This is a genomic window from Xanthobacter versatilis, assembly GCF_043193975.1.
Taxonomy (GTDB): Bacteria; Pseudomonadota; Alphaproteobacteria; order Rhizobiales; family Xanthobacteraceae; genus Xanthobacter; species Xanthobacter autotrophicus_E.
The window spans coordinates 14,481-29,748 of the sequence record NZ_JBAFVB010000009.1 but is presented as its reverse complement, the minus strand read 5'-3'; the positions used below and the strand labels follow the sequence as shown (position 1 = coordinate 29,748).

Genomic DNA, 15,268 nt, shown 5'->3' with positions numbered 1-15,268 from the left:
TCCTGGACGCGGTCCCACGCGGGACCGCGACCGGTCGCGCGCGGCTGCCCCCACGAGGACATGGTAATGCTCGACATGATCTTATCGCAGGCGGTAAATGGCCTGGTACTAGGATTTCTCTACGTTCTGATTGCTGTCGGCCTGTCGATCATCTTCGGCATGCTGGGCATCGTTAACTTTGCGCACGGCGCCTTCTTCGCCATCGGCGCCTATCTCGCCCTGGTGCTGACGCAACAGTTCGGATGGGGCGCGGCGCTGCTGGCGCCGCTGCTCACTGGCCTCATCGGCATGGTCGTGGAGATGGTTCTGATCCGGCGGCTCTATGACAAGGAGCCCCTCATCAGCCTGATCCTCACCTTCGCGCTGGCGCTGCTGGTGGAAGCAGTGCTCCGCCTCGTCTTCGGCGGCGCACCCCAGCCCTTCAGCCCGCCGAGGCCGCTGGCCGGCTTCGTGGAATGGGGTGCGATCCTGATCACCACCTACCGCGTGGCGGTTTTGTGCGTGACCATCGCAGCGCTGGTCGCGTTCTGGGCGTTCCTTGCCTTCACGCCGTTCGGCCGCATCATCCGAGCGGGCTCGCGTGATCCCGAGATGGTGGGCCTGCTCGGCATAAACCTGCCCATCGTGCTTTCAGGCGTGTTCGGCATCGGCTGCCTGCTCGCCGGCCTTGCCGGCATGCTGGCCGGCCCGCTCTGGACGGTAAGCCCCGCCATCGGCGCGGCGGCGATCATGCCAGCCTTCGTCATCGTCACCATCGGCGGCCTCGGATCCTACCGCGGCGCCATCGTCGCCGGGCTCATGGTGGGCCTCGTCACCGCCCTGACAGTTCAATTCTATCCCGATTGGTCCGGCGTCGCGATGTACGTGCTCATGGCCGTCGTCCTCATCGCGCGCCCCCGCGGCCTCTTCGGCGAGAAGTGGGAGCGCTTCGAATGACCCTCCGCGCCGTACTCCTCCATCCCGTCCTGTGGACCGCCGTGGTGCTGGGCGCGCTCAGCGCGCTGTGGCTCGCCCTCGGCGCCCCGATCCAGCTCGTCACCCAGATCGCCATCTACGCGCTCTACGGCGCCGGGGTGAACCTGCTGATCGGTTATACTGGCCTGGTGCCCTTCGGCGCATCGGTCTTCTTCGGCTGTACAAGTTATGCCGCCGCCTACTTCATCCTTGGGCTCGGCGGCAACGAGATCGGCGCGCTGGGCCTGTCGGTGGTGTTCGCCGCGGTGTTGGGCCTTGGCATCGGTGCCGTCATCCTGAGGCGCAAGGGGCTCTATTTTTCCCTGTTGACGCTCGCCTGCTCGCAGATCGCGTTCGAGATCGCCTTCAAATGGACCTCCGTCACCGGCGGCGAGAACGGCATCCAGGGCGTCCCGCGACCGCTCATGGAGAGCCCGTTGACCTTCCATGTCTTCGTGGTGGCGACCGTGGTCGGGGTGATGTGGCTGCTGTGGCGCCTCGCCCACGCGCCGTTCGGACGCGTGCTCCAGGCGGTGCGTGACAACGACGTGCGGGCGGCGAGCCTCGGCTATGACGTCTATCGCGTGCGGCTCGTGGGCTTCACCCTGTGCGCAGTCGTGGTCGGCTATGCCGGCGCGCTGCTCACCTTCCTGCTGCAGGGCGTCTATGCCAACAATCTCGGCTGGCAGCATGCCGGCGACAGCCTGCTGATGACGGTGCTCGGCGGCGTGCACCACTTCCTCGGCCCGCTGTGGGGCGCCATCACCTTCATCGTGCTTGAGAACCGCCTGTCCGCCATCACGGAGAACTGGTGGCTGATCTTTGCTCCGCTGCTCATCGCCTTCGCGCTGGTCTCTCCGGAAGGCATCCAGGGCCTCGTCCAGCGGCTGTTCCGCTGCGAGCGCTGGACCCTGACACGCAACACCATCCCACCGCGCCCCGGGCTGATCGTGCCGTATTCCAGCGCATTGCAGACGCTCGATCCGCGCAAGCCGATCCTCGAAACGCGGGGGCTGAACAAGAGCTTCGGCAGTCTCGTCACGGCCAGGAGCATCGATTTTACCGTCTATCCCAACACGCTGCACACCATCATCGGGCCGAACGGCGCCGGCAAGACCACCTTCTTCAACATGCTCACGGGCGTGCTGCCGCCAACAGCCGGACAGGTCCTGTTCGAGGGAGCGGACGTCACCCACCTGCCGCTTCACGCCCGCGCCAGGCTCGGCATGGGCCGCTCGTTCCAGATCCTGTCCATCTTCCCCCACCTGACCGTGTTCGAGAACGTGCGCGTCGCGGTGCAGGCGCAGCGTCGCGGGGCGCGGGGCCTGTTCGTGGACGCCCATAGCCTGGATGCGATCAACGCCCGGGCCTGGTCGCTACTCGACGCCGTGGGCCTCGCCGACAAGGCGGCCGCGCGCAGCGCCGATCTGCCTCACGGCGCCAAGCGCCTGCTGGAGATCGCCGTGACGCTATCCATCGACTCCAAGCTGCTGCTCCTGGACGAGCCGCTGGCCGGTCTCGCCGAGGCGGACCGCGTGGTGGTGGCCGATCTCATCAAGCGATTGTCGCGCAGCCATGCGGTGCTGCTCATCGAGCACGACATCGACCGCGTCCTTGCCATCTCCGATCGCATCTCGGTGCTGCACCAGGGCCGTATCGTCGCCGACGGGCCGCCGCTGGAGGTGGCCGCCCATCCGGAGGTGATCGCCGCCTATCTCGGCGCAGCCAAGGACGGCGAGCGCGCCGCCCCTCCGGCGGTGGAGCGCCAAGCCCATGCCGCCGCCCCGATCCTCCTCGAAGCCAGGGGCATGGTTGCCGGCTACAACGGCTCCAGCGTCCTCGCCGGCATCGATCTCGTGGTGCACGAGGGCGAGGCGGTGGCGCTGCTCGGCCGCAACGGCGTGGGCAAGACCACGACCCTGCGTGCCCTCACCGGCAGCCTGCCCCTCGCCGCCGGCGAGCTTAAGCTGAAGGGCGAGGCGCTGACCGGCCTGCGCCCCTACGAGATCAACCGCCGCGGCATCTCCCTGGTGCCGGAGGGCCGCCGCCTGTTCCCCAACCTGACGGTGGTGGAGAACCTGCAACTGGCGGCCCGGCCCGGCGGCATCAGCCTGGACGAGGTGTTCGAGCTGTTCCCCCGGCTCAAGACCCGCCAGGCGGCGCGGGCGGAGAACCTCTCCGGCGGCGAGCGCCAGATGGTGGCCATTGCCCGCGCCCTGGTGATGCCGTCCAGGCTCATCCTGCTCGACGAGCCGTTCGAGGGCCTCGCGCCCGCGGTGGTCAACGAGGTCATGGAAGCCCTCGTGAAGCTGCGCGGCAAGGTGGCCATGGTGATCGTCGAGCACCACACCGAAACCGTCCTGCCCATCGTCGACCGCGCCTATGTCCTGGTGAACGGGCAGGTGGCCTTCGCCGGCGACGCCGGGCGGCTCGAAGCCGATCACGCCCTGCAGGCCCGCCTCCTCGGCGTGGTGCAGGGCGAAGACCTCATCGCCGCGGCCAGCTGACGCGCGCCATCTCCACGGAGCCCCCCATGAACATCGACCTGTCCGGCGCAACCCGCCTCTACATCATCGTCGGCGATCCGATCGCCCAGGTGAAATCCCCCGCCGGCATGACGGCCGCCTTTCTCTCCCGCAATCATGACGGCATCCTCGTGCCGGTGCAGGTGGGCACCGGGGATCTCGGCGACCTGCTTGCCGTCTCGGGCAAGCTGAAAAATCTCGGCGGCGTCGTCGTCACCGTGCCCCACAAGTTCGGCTGCTTCTCCCACTGCGCCGAAGCCTCCGACCGCGCCGCCTTCATCGGCTCGGTGAACATCATGCGCCAGCGACCCGAAGGCGGTTGGTACGGCGACATCGTGGACGGCCTCGGCTTCGTCAGCGCCGCGGTCAATGCGGGCTTCGATCCTGCCGGCAAGCGGGCGCTGCTGGTTGGGGCGGGCGGCGCGGGTTCCGCCATCGCTCTCGCCCTGATCGATGCGGGCGTTGCCGAGCTCGCCATCCATGACGCCGATGTGGCGCGGCGCGATGCCCTCGTCGCCCGCCTCAACACCCTCGGCAAGGGCCGGGCGGTGGCGGGTTCCACCGATCCCGCCGGCTTCGACCTCGTCGCCAACGCCACGCCCATGGGCATGAAGGAGGGCGATCCGCTGCCCGTGGATGTGACGAGGCTCGCGCCCGCGACCCATGTGGGCTGCGTCATCACCCAGCCGGCGGTGTCGCCGCTGATCGCCGCCGCCCGCGCCGCCGGCTGCCCCACCTCCACCGGCACCGAGATGTACTTCGCCCTGCAGGAGAAGATGGTGGACTTCCTGCTGCACACCGACTCCAACGCTTGAGCCGGCGCCATGATCACCACCCTGGATGCCCTCCCCCCAGACCATGTCTATGACCTCGTCGTCGTCGGCTCCGGTGCCGGCGGCATGGCGACGGCGCTGTTTGGCGCCATCGCCGATCTGAAGGTGCTGCTGGTGGAGCGCACCGAATATGTCGGCGGAACCACCGCCTTGTCCGCGGCCACCACCTGGATCCCCCTGAACCGCCACTCCGCCGAGGTAGCGGCGGACGACAGCTTCGAGAAGGCCGAGCGCTTCCTGGACGGGGTGGTGGGCAACCGCTCCCCGGCTGTGCTGCGGCGCGCCTTCCTGGAGAGCGGGCCCGAGGCCATCGCCACCCTTGAAGACCAGTCCCAGGTGCGCTTTCGCCCCTACGCCACCCATCCGGACTACGAGCAGGACCATGAGGGCGCCACCTTGCGCGGGCGGGCGCTGGAGCCGGTGCCCTTCGACGGCCGCAGCCTCGGTGCGGACCTCGCGCGCATCCGGCCGCCGATCCCGGAATTCACCCTCTTCGGCGGCATGATGATCGACCGCACCGACATCGGGCACCTGCTGGGACTGACGAAGTCGTGGCGCTCCTTCCGGCATGCCGCCTCGATCCTCGCCTGGTACGGCCGCGACCGGCTGGCGCAGCGGCGCGGCAGCCGGCTGGTGATGGGAAACGCCCTGATCGGGCGCATGCTCGCCTCCCTGAAGGCCCGCAACGTCCCGATCCTGCTGGAGGCCACCGTCCGCGCCGTCGACGCGGGGCGCGGCGGCGTGGAAGGCGTCACCGTGGCGCAGAACGGCACGGAGCGGCAGATCCGCGTCCGTCGTGGCCTCGTGATCGCGGCGGGCGGTTTCAACCGCCACCCCACCCGCCGTGCCGAGCTTCTGCCCAAGCCGACACCCGCCTACAGCCCGGCCGCGCCCGGGCATACCGGCGCCATGCAGGACTTCGCCCTGAAGCTCGGGGCCCGCTTCGGCACGGGGGGCGACCAGCCGGCCTTCTGGGCGCCGGTCTCGGTGCGCCGCCGCGCCGACGGTTCCACCGCGGTCTTCCCCCATTTCGTGATGGACCGCTCCAAGCCAGGCACCGTGTGCGTGGACCAGACCGGGCGGCGCTTCGTGAACGAATCCACCTCCTATCACCAGTTCGGCAAGGCCATGTTCGCGGCGAACCGGGATCGGCCGACCATCCCCTGCTTCATCATCACCGATGCGGTGGGCCTGAAGAGATTTGGCCTCGGCATGGTGCGCATGGGCACGCGCAACCTGAAGCCGTTCCTCGACGACGGCTATCTGGTGGAAGCGCCCACCATCGCCGCCCTCGCTGCGAAGCTGAACATGGATGCCGCCGTATTGGAAGAAACAGTCGGCGCCATGAACACTTTTGCCAAGACCGGTGTTGATACGCAGTTCGGTCGCGGCACCACCGCCTATCACCGGATCAACGGCGATGCGGCGCACGGTCCCAATCCCACCCTCGGCCCGATCGATACCGCGCCCTTCTACGCCGTGCGGCTCTATCCCGGCGACATCGGTGCAGCCACCGGCCTCGTCATCGACGAATGGGCGCGGGTGCTGAAGGAGGACGGCAGCCCGGTTCCCGGCCTCTATGCCTGCGGCAACGAGGCCCAGTCCATCATGGGCGGGACCTATCCCGGCCCGGGCATCACCATCGGCCCGGCCATCACCTTCGCCTATCGCGCCGTGCGCCATGCCTGCCAAGCCGGGGAGCAGCGGCCATGAACCCGCATCCGGGCCCCATCGCGCCCTCCGGCGCCGCACGCCAAAACGCCAGGCGAACATGCGACCTCGTGGTGATTGGCTCGGGAGCGGGTGGCCTCGCCACCGCCGTCACCGCCGCTCTCCTCGGCCTTGAGGTGGTCGTGGTGGAGAAGGATGCCAAGATCGGCGGCACCACCGCCTGGTCCGGCGGATGGATGTGGATCCCGCGCAATCCGCTGGCTGTGGAGGCCGGGATCGTCGAGGACATCGAGGCGCCGCGCACCTATCTGAAGGCCGAGCTGGGCAATGCCTATGACGAGGCCCTGGCCACCATGCTGCTGGAGCAGGGTCCGCGCATGGTGGACTTCTTCCGCCGCAACACCAGCCTCGCCTTCGTGGACGGCAACGCCGTTCCCGATTTTCACGACACCTCGCCCGGTGCGGCCAAGGGCGGGCGCTCGCTGTGCGCCGCACCGTTCGACGGACGGCTGCTCGGCGCGCGCATTTGCGACCTGCGCGCGCCCCTTGACCTCATCTCGCCCTTCGGGATGGGCATCGCCTCAGGGCGCGACATGCTCCATTTCCTGGAGGCCACGCGCAATGCCTCCTCCTTCACCCATGCCGCCGGGCGCATCCTGCGCCATTTCATCGATGTGGCGCGCCACGGCCGCGGCATGAAGCTGGTCAACGGCAACGCCCTCATCGCCCGCCTGCTGAAATCGGCCGACGATCTGGGCGTGACCATCCTGACCTCGTGCCCGGCCAGCGAGGTGCTGGTGGAAGAAGGGCACGTGGCGGGCATCATCGCGGGCTCCGGAGAAACGGTGCATGAGATCCACGCCCGGCGCGGCGTGGTGCTGGCGAGCGGCGGCTTTCCCCATGACCTCGCTCGCAAGGCGGCGCTGTTTCCCCACGCACCGACCGGCCGCGAGCACTGGTCGGCGGCGCCGCAGACCAACAGCGGCGACGGCATTCGTCTGGGGGAGGCCGCTGGCGGCTGCTTGCGTACGGACCTCTCGGACGCCGGCGCCTGGGCACCGGTGTCGCTGGTCCCGCAGGCCAGTGGCACCCCGGCGTCCTATCCCCACCTCGTCGAACGCGCGAAGCCCGGCCTCATCATGGTGCGCGCGGACGGGCAACGTTTCACCAACGAAGCCGATTCCTACCACGACGTGATGCGCGCGCTACTGGCGGCAACGCCCCCTGGCGCGCCCGTGGAAGCCTGGATGATCTGCGATCATTCCTTCCAGCGCCACTACGGCCTCGGCCGCACGCGGCCCCGGCCGTTCCCGCTGCGCCCGTGGCTCGCCAGTGGCTATCTGAAGCGCGGCAACAGCTTCGCCGAGCTGGCCCGCGCCTGCGGCATCGATGCCGACGGGCTGGAACAGACCCTCGCGGATTATAACCGCGCCGCCGCACGCGGCGAGGACCCCGCCTTCGGCCGCGGCTCCAGCCTCTACAACCGGGTGCAGGGCGACGCGGCGCACCGGCCCAACCCCTGCGTCGCGCCCATCGCCCGCGGACCGTTTTATGCGGTGAAGGTGGTGGCCGGCAGCCTCGGCACCTTCGCCGGCCTCGCCACCGACGCCCATGCCCGGGTGCTCGACGGTTCGGGCACGCCCATCGCCGGCCTCTATGCGGTGGGCAACGACATGTCGAGCATGATGGGCGGGCGCTATCCGGCAGGCGGCATCACCCTCGGCCCGGCCATGACCTTTGGCTTCGTCGCCGCGCACCACGCCAGCGGCACCCCCCTTCCTTCCGACACCATCGACAGCGGACAGCCGCGTCCGCCCGGAGAGTCCCATGCGCTATGAACTTTTGTCCCTCACCATCCGCTTCGGCACGGTGCCTGCGGTGACCGCCGGCATCGAGGCCCATGCGAAGACGCCGGGCGCCGGCACGCTGCTCGGCTGCTTCGTCAGCGAGATCGGGGACCTCAACCACGTCATCGTGTTCCGCAGCTTTGCCGACGACGCCGAGATGCAGGCCGACCGCGCCCGCATCCACGGCGCCACCGATCCCTTCGGCGCGGGCGATGCCATCGTCGAGATGGAGTTCACGGGCTATGCGCCCTATTCCTTCTCCCAGCCGGTGGTGCCGGGCAAATACGGCCCGGTCTACGAGATCCGCACCTATCGCGTGAAGCACGGCTGCCTGCCGGCAGTGGAGCGCGTCTGGGGCCCGGCGCTCCCGGGGCGTTTGGCCCTCTCTCCCCTCACCATCGCCATGTATGCGCTGGAGGGCACGCCCCGCATCACCCACATCTGGCCCTATGCCAGCCTCGATGACCGCGCCGAGAAGCGCGCCCGCTCGGTTGCCGAAGGCGTATGGCCGCCGCCCGGCGGGCCGGCGCTTCTCACCGGCGACATGCGCTCGGTCATCGCCTTGCCCACCGCCATCTCGCCGCTCACCTGAGGAGGTTGGCCGTGGAGCCCGTCTATTCGCTGGCCTATCTCACGAGCGCGCCCCTCGACGCACCGGATGCGGTCCTGCTCGCCCATCGTCTCGGTTATGGCGCGGTCGGCCTCAGGGCGCTGCCGGCCGCGCCGGGCGGCGAGGTCAACCCGCTGCTCCACGATCCCGCCGCGGAGCGGGAAACGCGGGCGCGCCTGGCCGATACCGGCGTCACCCTCTTCGACATGGAGATCGTGCGGATCGGCCCCGATTTCCGCGTGGAGGACGTGGCGGCGTTCCTCGATCTGTGCGGGCGGCTTTCGGCCCGCGCGGTGCTGGTGGCGGGGGACGATCCCGACGAGGCGCGCCTTGTCCAGTCATATGCCGCCTTCTGCGCGGCGGCTCGGCCCTATGGGCTGACGGCAGACCTTGAATTCATGCCGTGGACCCATGTGCCGGACGCGAAGACCGCCCTGCGCATCGTCACGGCGGCGGGAGCACCCAACGGCGGCATCCTGGTGGATGCGCTGCACGCCGCCCGCTCGGCGACGACGCACGCCGATCTTGCCGCCATTCCGCGCCATCTGCTGCACTACGCCCAGATGTGCGACGCGCCGGCCGAAGTCCCGGCCACCACCGAAGGCCTCATCCACACCGCCCGCGCCGAGCGCCTGCTGCCGGGCGACGGCGGCATCGACCTTGCCAGCATGTTCTCCGTACTGCCGCTCGATCTCCCCATCAGCCTGGAACTGCCCAACGTGACCGAGAAGCCGCGCCTCGGCATCGAGGAATGGGCACGCCTCGCACTGGAGCGCGCACGGCGGGTCGTCCACGCGATCGAGCAACGCCGGCCGGTCGCCGTCTGAGCAGAACAACAACCATCAGGAAGGAACGCCGCGATGGCGCAGGAGAACGGGGACTGGCTGGGCCTCAGGGACCGGCTGTGCGTGGTGACGGGTGGCGGGCGGGGCATCGGCCTTGCCATCGCGCGGGAGTTCCTGGCCGTCGGCGCACGGGTGGTGCTGCTGGGCCGCTCTGCTCCAGCTCTCGCCGCGGCGGCCGCGACCATCGATCCCGACGGTAAGCGCAGCGCGGTTCGTGCCTGCGATGTGGCCGACACCGCCAGCGTCGCCGAGGCCGCAGGCTGGGTGGAAGACGCCGTGGGGCCGGTGGACGTGCTCGTCAACAATGCGGCGGTCATGCACCCCGGCGCCCTCGACACCCTGGACCCCGCCGACTGGCAGGCCCAGCTCGACGTGGACCTCACCGGCTGCCTGCGCACCGCACAGGCTTTCGGCGCGGGCATGCTCGCACGGGGCTCGGGAGCGCTGGTGCACATCTCCTCCATCGCGGGGAGCAATGTGCAGCCATCCAGCGGCGCCTACAGCGCGGCCAAGGCCGCCCTTATCATGCTGTCCCAGCAGTTGGCGGTGGAATGGGGACCGCGCGGCGTGCGCTCCAATGTGGTCAGCCCGGGCCTCGTGGAGGCGCCCATGAGCGCCGCCTTCTACGCCGTTCCCGGCATACGCGAGAAGCGCGAGGCGTTCGTACCCGCGCGGCGCATTGGAACGCCGGAGGATTCCGCCGCCGCCGTGGTCTTCCTCGCCAGCGCGCGGGCGTCCTACATCAACGGGGAGGAGATCGTCGTGGATGGCGGCCTCAGGCGCTCCCTCATGGGCCACATCCCGAGACCCGGATACTAAGGCGCCCCCTCCACCACGATTGGACCAGAGGTTCAACCATGAAGGTCCTCGTCACCGGCGGCACCGGATTCATCGCCGCCTGGATCATCCGCCGCCTGCTCCAGCGCAGCGTCGCCGTGCGCGTCCTCGACATCGCCAGCGATAGCGCCGCCGTGCGCGACATCCTGGGCGACCTCGCACGCGAGGTGGATTGGCGCTTGGCCGATATCCGCGACACAGACGCGGTGCATGCGGCCGCGCGGGGCTGCGGCGGGATCGTGCACATGGCCGGCATCCTCACGCCCGCCTGCCGGGCGGATCCGGTGAAGGGCGCCCAGATCAATCTCATCGGCACGCTCAACGCCTTCGAGGCCGCCCGGCGCGAGGGCATGCCGCACGTCGTCTATGCGAGTTCGGCGGGCGTGTTCGGGCCGCGGGACGGACACATCCCCTGCCCCACCACCCATTACGGCGCCTTCAAGCTCGCCTGCGAAGGCAGCGCCCGGGCGTATTGGGAAGACCATCGCATCGCCAGCATCGGCTTCCGGCCCTTCATCGTCTACGGGCCGGGCCGCGGCGAGGAAGGCGCCAGCGCCGGGCCGACGCTTGCCTGCCGCGCCGCAGCACAGGGCACGCCTTATGTGATCCCCTATGTGGGCTCCACCGGCATGATCTATGTGGACGATGTGGCGGTGGCCTTCGAGCAGGGTCTGTTTGCCCCGCTGGCGGGCGCGCACGCCTTCAATCTGGCCGGACGCCCCGCGACCGTCGACGAGGTGATCGCCGCCATCCGGCGCCAGGTGCCCGATGCGCGCATCACCGCCACCGGCGCTCCCATGCCCATCGCCGGGGAGCTGGCGCCGGATCACCTTTCCTCCGTGTTGCCGGACTTGCCGGAAACGTCCCTCGACACCGGCATCGCCGCCACCATCGCCTATTACCGGGAGCGGGCCGCCGCGCGGGCGTGAGCGCCTGCGTCCTATCGCGGTGCGGCGCGGAACGCTGCCGGTGAGCGCCCGGCATGGCGGGTGAAGAAGCGGGAGAAATAAGCCGGATCCTGAAAGCCAACGGCGTGGCCCACCTCGCCGACGCTCATGCTCGTGTAGAGCAGGTTGCGCTTGGCTTCGATCATCAGGCGGTCGTGCATGAGCTTCAGCGCGCTCTTGCCCGCCACTGCCCGGCAGGCGGCGTTGAGGCGGGCATAGGTGATGTTGAGCCCGTCGGCATAAAAGGTGAGCGGCTGGGCCTGCCGGAAATGCTCCTCGATGAGCCGGCGATAGCGCACCACGATATCGGCATCGCGGCGCATCAGCGGCCCTCCCGCCGGCGCACCGCCATCCTTCAGCCGGGCCAGCGCGACCAGCACCCGCAGAAAGTGTGCGCCGATGGCCGCTCGCCGCCCCGGCGCCGCGCCGATGAATTCCCGTTCCAGCCACTGGAAGGCATCCAGCAGGCCGTAGCCGTCGCCATCGGGCCCCTGGGCCGGATAGAGGCCCGCGGCGGCGGGTACATCGGCAAAGGCCGGATCCGTCTGCGCCATCGCCGTCACGTAGGAGGCGGCGATCGTAAGCGCGAAGCCGTCCGAGCCCGGTTCAAAGCGGATTTCGTGGACCGCCGTCGGGGGGATGACCACCACCGTGGGCGGATCAAGCTGCCACTCGTCATCCTCCACGCGGATTCGCCCACCGCCCTCGGTCACGAACAGGAACTGGACGTGCTCGGGATGGGCATGTGGACGGATCGTCCAATCATGCACGCTTGAGCGGATCCGGATGGCTTCCACATGGAGGAAGTCGAGATCCACATCTGCCAAGGCTTCGTCGTAAAGAAAGAAGCTCGGGATCACATTTTGCCGTGTCATTCGCAAGTGCAGCATTGTCGTGACGCGACCACGAGGATGCTGCTGCCTTACGAAAAGTACAACAGGATTTTGCTTTCATCCATTGTCGGCCCATTTTGGCGGGCCTATCCATGGGACAACAACGAGCCGTCGAAGAGCTGGTCAAGCCAGCCGCGGAGTGAGCGACGCCAGTGCGTCGGCACCGCGGTGCCATGCGATCACACAACGCCTTTTGCGCACAGGAAGCGCGGACTTCACACGCCCGGCGCGTGTCGAGGAGGAGCCTTTTCATGTCTTTGAGCGAACACGCCCCTCTCGTGTGCGACGTGCTGGTCATCGGGTCCGGAGCCGGCGGCCTGTCCACGGCGGTCACCGCGAGGAAGCACGGCCTCGACGTCGTCGTGGTGGAGAAGGAGGAGCATTTCGGCGGCACCACCGCCTTTTCGGGCGGCGTGCTGTGGATCCCTGGAAATCCCCATGCTGCGGCGCAGGGCATCACCGACACGCGAGACGCCGCCCGGCTCTACCTGAAGACCGAGACCGGCAACTTCTACCGCGAGGACGCGATCGAGTGCTTTCTCGACAACGGCCCGCGCATGCTCGACTTCTTCGAGCGCGAGACCGAGGTGAAGTTCGTCGCCTCCGCCTATCCCGACTACCATCCGGATCTGCCGGGCGGCGTGGATATCGGCCGCTCCGTCGTCGCCGCGCCCTATGATGCGCGCGGCCTTGGAGGCGAGATGAACCGGCTCAAGCCGCCGCTCGCGACCATCACCTTCATCGGCATGATGTTCAATTCATCCAACAATGAACTGAAGCATTTCTTCAACGCCACGCGCTCGCTGACCTCCGCGCTCTATGTGGCGAAGCGCCTTGCCAATCACCTGAAGGATCTTCTTTTGTACCGGCGCGGGGTCCAGGTCACGAGCGGCAACGCTCTGGCGGCCCGCCTCGCCAAATCGGCCTTCGACTGCGGCATTGCGATCCGCACCGGCACAGCCGCCGAAAAGCTGATCGTCAAGGATGGCGCGGTGACCGGCGCCGTCGTGAAAGACGCCTCCGGCACCCAGCGCATCACCGCGCGACGGGGGGTGGTGCTGGCCTGCGGCGGCTTCCCCCATGACGAGGCGCGCATTGCGGGCATCTATCCCCACCGCCGGCGTGGCGGTGCCCATGTCTCCCCCACCCCTGAGGGCAATACCGGCGATGGCATCCGCCTCGCGGAAACCGTGGGTGGGCAGTTCGAGGCGCGCTTTCCCGATGCGGCGGCCTGGATGCCGGTGTCGAAAGTGCCCCTCGGCAACGGACGCTTCGGTGTCTTCCCCCACCTCGTGGACCGCTACAAGCCCGGCGTCATCGCGGTGAACCGGCACGGCCGCCGCTTCACCAACGAGGCCAATTCCTACCACGACGTGGGCGCCGCCATGATCGCCGACAGCGAGGGGGAGGGCGAGACCGTCGCCTGGCTGGTCTGCGACCATGCCACCCTCCGCAAGTACGGCCTGGGCTTTGCCAAGCCCGCTCCGGTGCCGACCTCGCTCTATACCCGCACCGGCTATCTGCTGAAGGGTCGCACGCTGGCCGACCTCGCCCGCGCGGCCGGCATTGATGCCGCCGGCCTGGAAGAGACAGTGCGCACCTACAATGTGGGCGCCGTAAAGGGCGAGGACCCGGCATTCCACCGCGGCTCCACCGCCTTCAACCGCTATCTCGGCGACCCCGACCACAAGCCCAACCCCACGGTGGCGCCCATCGATCAAGGGCCGTTCTATGCGGTGAAGATCTTCATGGGTGATCTCGGTACCTTCGACGGGCTGTCCACCGACCCGCTCGGTCGGGTGCTGGACACGAACGCGGCCCCCATCGCCGGGCTCTACGCCGTGGGCAACGATGCGGCGAGCATCATGGGCGGCAACTATCCCGGCGCCGGCATCACGCTCGGGCCCATCATGACGTCGGGCTATGTCACCGGGCGGCACCTGGCCGGCGTCTCCGCCCACTGACGAAAACAAAGATAAGACAATAAACCATAAGGGAAAAACGCCATGGCCATGGATCGCAGGAGCTTTCTCGGCACAAGCCTTGCCGTTACCGCGTTCGGGCTCGGTCCGGCGGGGAGGGCGCGCGCAGCGGACGACACCATCCGCATCGGCCACATCACCGACATGTCCGGCATCTATCGCGATGTGGAAGGACCGACCAGCGTCGCCTGCACCCGGCAGGCCATAGAGGAGTTCACCGCCGCCAATCCGGGCATCCGGGTCGAGTTGGTCGTGGCGGACCACCAGAACAAGCCGGACGTGGGCCTCACCATCATCCGCAAATGGTTCGACGAGGACGGCATCGACCTCATCACCAACGTGGGCAACAGCGCCATCGCGCTGGGCTCGCGCGGCATCCTGCAGGAGCGCGACAAGGTCTCCATCGTCACCTCCGCGGGCAGTTCCGATCTCACCGGCAAGAGCTGCAGCCCCAATCTCCTGCACTGGAGCTGGGACAGCTGGTGCCTCGCCCATTCCACCGCCACGGCGCTGGTGAAGACCGGCGGCACGAAGTGGTTCTTCGTCACCGCAGACTATGCCTTCGGCAATGCCGCCCAGGCGGATGCCACCCGCTTCGTCGAGGCCTCCGGCGGCAAGGTGGCGGGCGCGGTGAAATATCCCTACGGCTCGACCGCGGATTTCTCCTCCTTCCTGCTGCAGGCGCAGGCGTCCGGCGCCAATGTGGTGGCCTTCTGCAATTCCGGCACCGAGCTCATCACCTGCCTGAAGCAGGCGCAGGAATTCGGCCTCGACGCCGGCGGCAAGGTCCGCCTCGCCGCCACTGTGGGATACATCACCGACGTGATCGCCATGGGCCTGCCGGTGGCCCACGGCCTCTCCCTCACCGAAACCTTCTACTGGGACCTCAACGACCGCACCCGCGCCTTCATGAAGCGCATCGCTCCGAAGCTGCCGGCGGGCGTGTTTCCAAACATGAGCCAGGCCGGGGATTATTCCGGCGTCACCCATTATCTCAAGGCGGTGAAGGCGCTGGGCGTCGCCCGCGCCAAGGCCTCCGGGCGGGACACCATCGCCGCCATGAAGCAGATGCCCACGGACGACGACTGTTTCGGCCCCGGCCGCGTGCGTGAGGACGGGCGCAAGATCCACCCAGCCTATCTGTTCTCGGTGAAGGCTCCCGCCGAGAGCAAAGCCCCCGGCGACATCTACAAGCTCGTCTCCACCATCCCGGCCGAAGAGGCCTTCCGGCCTGTCGCCGAAGGCGGCTGCCCCTTCGTGAAGACCTGAATACGCCCGGCCCCCTGGGCTCCGCGACGTGCATCCCCGGAGCCGAAACCGCTCC

Annotated in this window: 12 protein-coding genes; 11 read left to right on the top strand and 1 reads right to left on the bottom strand. The window is 68.6% G+C overall.

Annotated elements, in window-relative coordinates; translation table 11 throughout:
- Positions 1-66: 66 nt before the first annotated feature.
- The 9 genes from V5F66_RS16730 to V5F66_RS16690 are packed head-to-tail and all read left to right on the top strand — an operon-like array spanning position 67 to position 11,051.
- Positions 67-936, top strand: a complete 870-nt coding sequence (locus tag V5F66_RS16730) for a branched-chain amino acid ABC transporter permease (protein WP_012114696.1) — start codon at positions 67-69, stop codon at positions 934-936.
- Positions 933-3,461 (top strand): branched-chain amino acid ABC transporter ATP-binding protein/permease, encoded by a 2,529-nt coding sequence (locus tag V5F66_RS16725; RefSeq protein ID WP_394051982.1) that lies wholly within the window; start codon positions 933-935, stop codon positions 3,459-3,461. Before V5F66_RS16730 ends, V5F66_RS16725 begins: the two co-directional genes overlap by 4 nt.
- Positions 3,462-3,487: 26 nt before the next feature.
- Positions 3,488-4,294 (top strand): shikimate dehydrogenase family protein, encoded by an 807-nt coding sequence (locus V5F66_RS16720; protein WP_394051984.1) that lies wholly within the window; start codon positions 3,488-3,490, stop codon positions 4,292-4,294.
- 9 nt (positions 4,295-4,303) lie between these two features.
- Positions 4,304-6,025, top strand: a complete 1,722-nt coding sequence (locus tag V5F66_RS16715) for an FAD-dependent oxidoreductase (RefSeq protein ID WP_394094298.1) — start codon at positions 4,304-4,306, stop codon at positions 6,023-6,025.
- Positions 6,022-7,821 (top strand): FAD-dependent oxidoreductase, encoded by a 1,800-nt coding sequence (locus tag V5F66_RS16710; protein WP_394051988.1) that lies wholly within the window; start codon positions 6,022-6,024, stop codon positions 7,819-7,821. Before V5F66_RS16715 ends, V5F66_RS16710 begins: the two co-directional genes overlap by 4 nt.
- A complete protein-coding gene (locus V5F66_RS16705; protein WP_394051990.1) occupies positions 7,811-8,422 on the top strand; it encodes an NIPSNAP family protein in 612 nt (203 codons plus the stop codon). Before V5F66_RS16710 ends, V5F66_RS16705 begins: the two co-directional genes overlap by 11 nt.
- Positions 8,423-8,433: 11 nt before the next feature.
- Positions 8,434-9,267 (top strand): sugar phosphate isomerase/epimerase family protein, encoded by an 834-nt coding sequence (locus V5F66_RS16700; RefSeq protein WP_393999240.1) that lies wholly within the window; start codon positions 8,434-8,436, stop codon positions 9,265-9,267.
- Between the two features lie 33 nt (positions 9,268-9,300).
- Positions 9,301-10,104, top strand: a complete 804-nt coding sequence (locus V5F66_RS16695; RefSeq protein WP_012114689.1) for an SDR family NAD(P)-dependent oxidoreductase — start codon at positions 9,301-9,303, stop codon at positions 10,102-10,104.
- Between the two features lie 38 nt (positions 10,105-10,142).
- A complete protein-coding gene (locus V5F66_RS16690) occupies positions 10,143-11,051 on the top strand; it encodes an NAD-dependent epimerase/dehydratase family protein (RefSeq protein WP_394094297.1) in 909 nt (302 codons plus the stop codon).
- Positions 11,052-11,062: 11 nt separating this feature from the next.
- Here the strand turns inward: V5F66_RS16690 and V5F66_RS16685 are convergent, their stop codons facing one another.
- Positions 11,063-11,944 (bottom strand): helix-turn-helix domain-containing protein, encoded by an 882-nt coding sequence (locus V5F66_RS16685; RefSeq protein WP_394051998.1) that lies wholly within the window; start codon positions 11,942-11,944, stop codon positions 11,063-11,065.
- A 269-nt stretch (positions 11,945-12,213) separates the two neighbouring features.
- On the opposite strand from V5F66_RS16685, the gene V5F66_RS16680 reads away from it, so the two are divergent.
- Positions 12,214-13,926, top strand: a complete 1,713-nt coding sequence (locus V5F66_RS16680; RefSeq protein ID WP_394094296.1) for an FAD-dependent oxidoreductase — start codon at positions 12,214-12,216, stop codon at positions 13,924-13,926.
- Between the two features lie 42 nt (positions 13,927-13,968).
- Positions 13,969-15,213: an ABC transporter substrate-binding protein gene (locus V5F66_RS16675; protein ID WP_394094295.1), complete on the top strand. Its 1,245-nt coding sequence runs from the start codon at positions 13,969-13,971 to the stop codon at positions 15,211-15,213.
- Positions 15,214-15,268 lie beyond the last annotated feature (55 nt).

Bases quoted from the DNA above. Each gene is read 5' to 3' on its own strand.
- V5F66_RS16690 (WP_394094297.1), top strand. From the start codon at position 10,143: ATGAAGGTCCTCGTCACCGGCGGCACCGGATTCATCGCCGCCTGGATC.
- V5F66_RS16720 (WP_394051984.1), top strand. From the start codon at position 3,488: ATGAACATCGACCTGTCCGGCGCAACCCGCCTCTACATCATCGTCGGC.
- V5F66_RS16725 (WP_394051982.1), top strand. From the start codon at position 933: ATGACCCTCCGCGCCGTACTCCTCCATCCCGTCCTGTGGACCGCCGTG.
- V5F66_RS16695 (WP_012114689.1), top strand. From the start codon at position 9,301: ATGGCGCAGGAGAACGGGGACTGGCTGGGCCTCAGGGACCGGCTGTGC.
- V5F66_RS16705 (WP_394051990.1), top strand. From the start codon at position 7,811: ATGCGCTATGAACTTTTGTCCCTCACCATCCGCTTCGGCACGGTGCCT.
- V5F66_RS16710 (WP_394051988.1), top strand. From the start codon at position 6,022: ATGAACCCGCATCCGGGCCCCATCGCGCCCTCCGGCGCCGCACGCCAA.
- V5F66_RS16675 (WP_394094295.1), top strand. From the start codon at position 13,969: ATGGCCATGGATCGCAGGAGCTTTCTCGGCACAAGCCTTGCCGTTACC.
- V5F66_RS16715 (WP_394094298.1), top strand. From the start codon at position 4,304: ATGATCACCACCCTGGATGCCCTCCCCCCAGACCATGTCTATGACCTC.
- V5F66_RS16685 (WP_394051998.1), bottom strand. From the start codon at position 11,944: ATGACACGGCAAAATGTGATCCCGAGCTTCTTTCTTTACGACGAAGCC.
- V5F66_RS16680 (WP_394094296.1), top strand. From the start codon at position 12,214: ATGTCTTTGAGCGAACACGCCCCTCTCGTGTGCGACGTGCTGGTCATC.
- V5F66_RS16730 (WP_012114696.1), top strand. From the start codon at position 67: ATGCTCGACATGATCTTATCGCAGGCGGTAAATGGCCTGGTACTAGGA.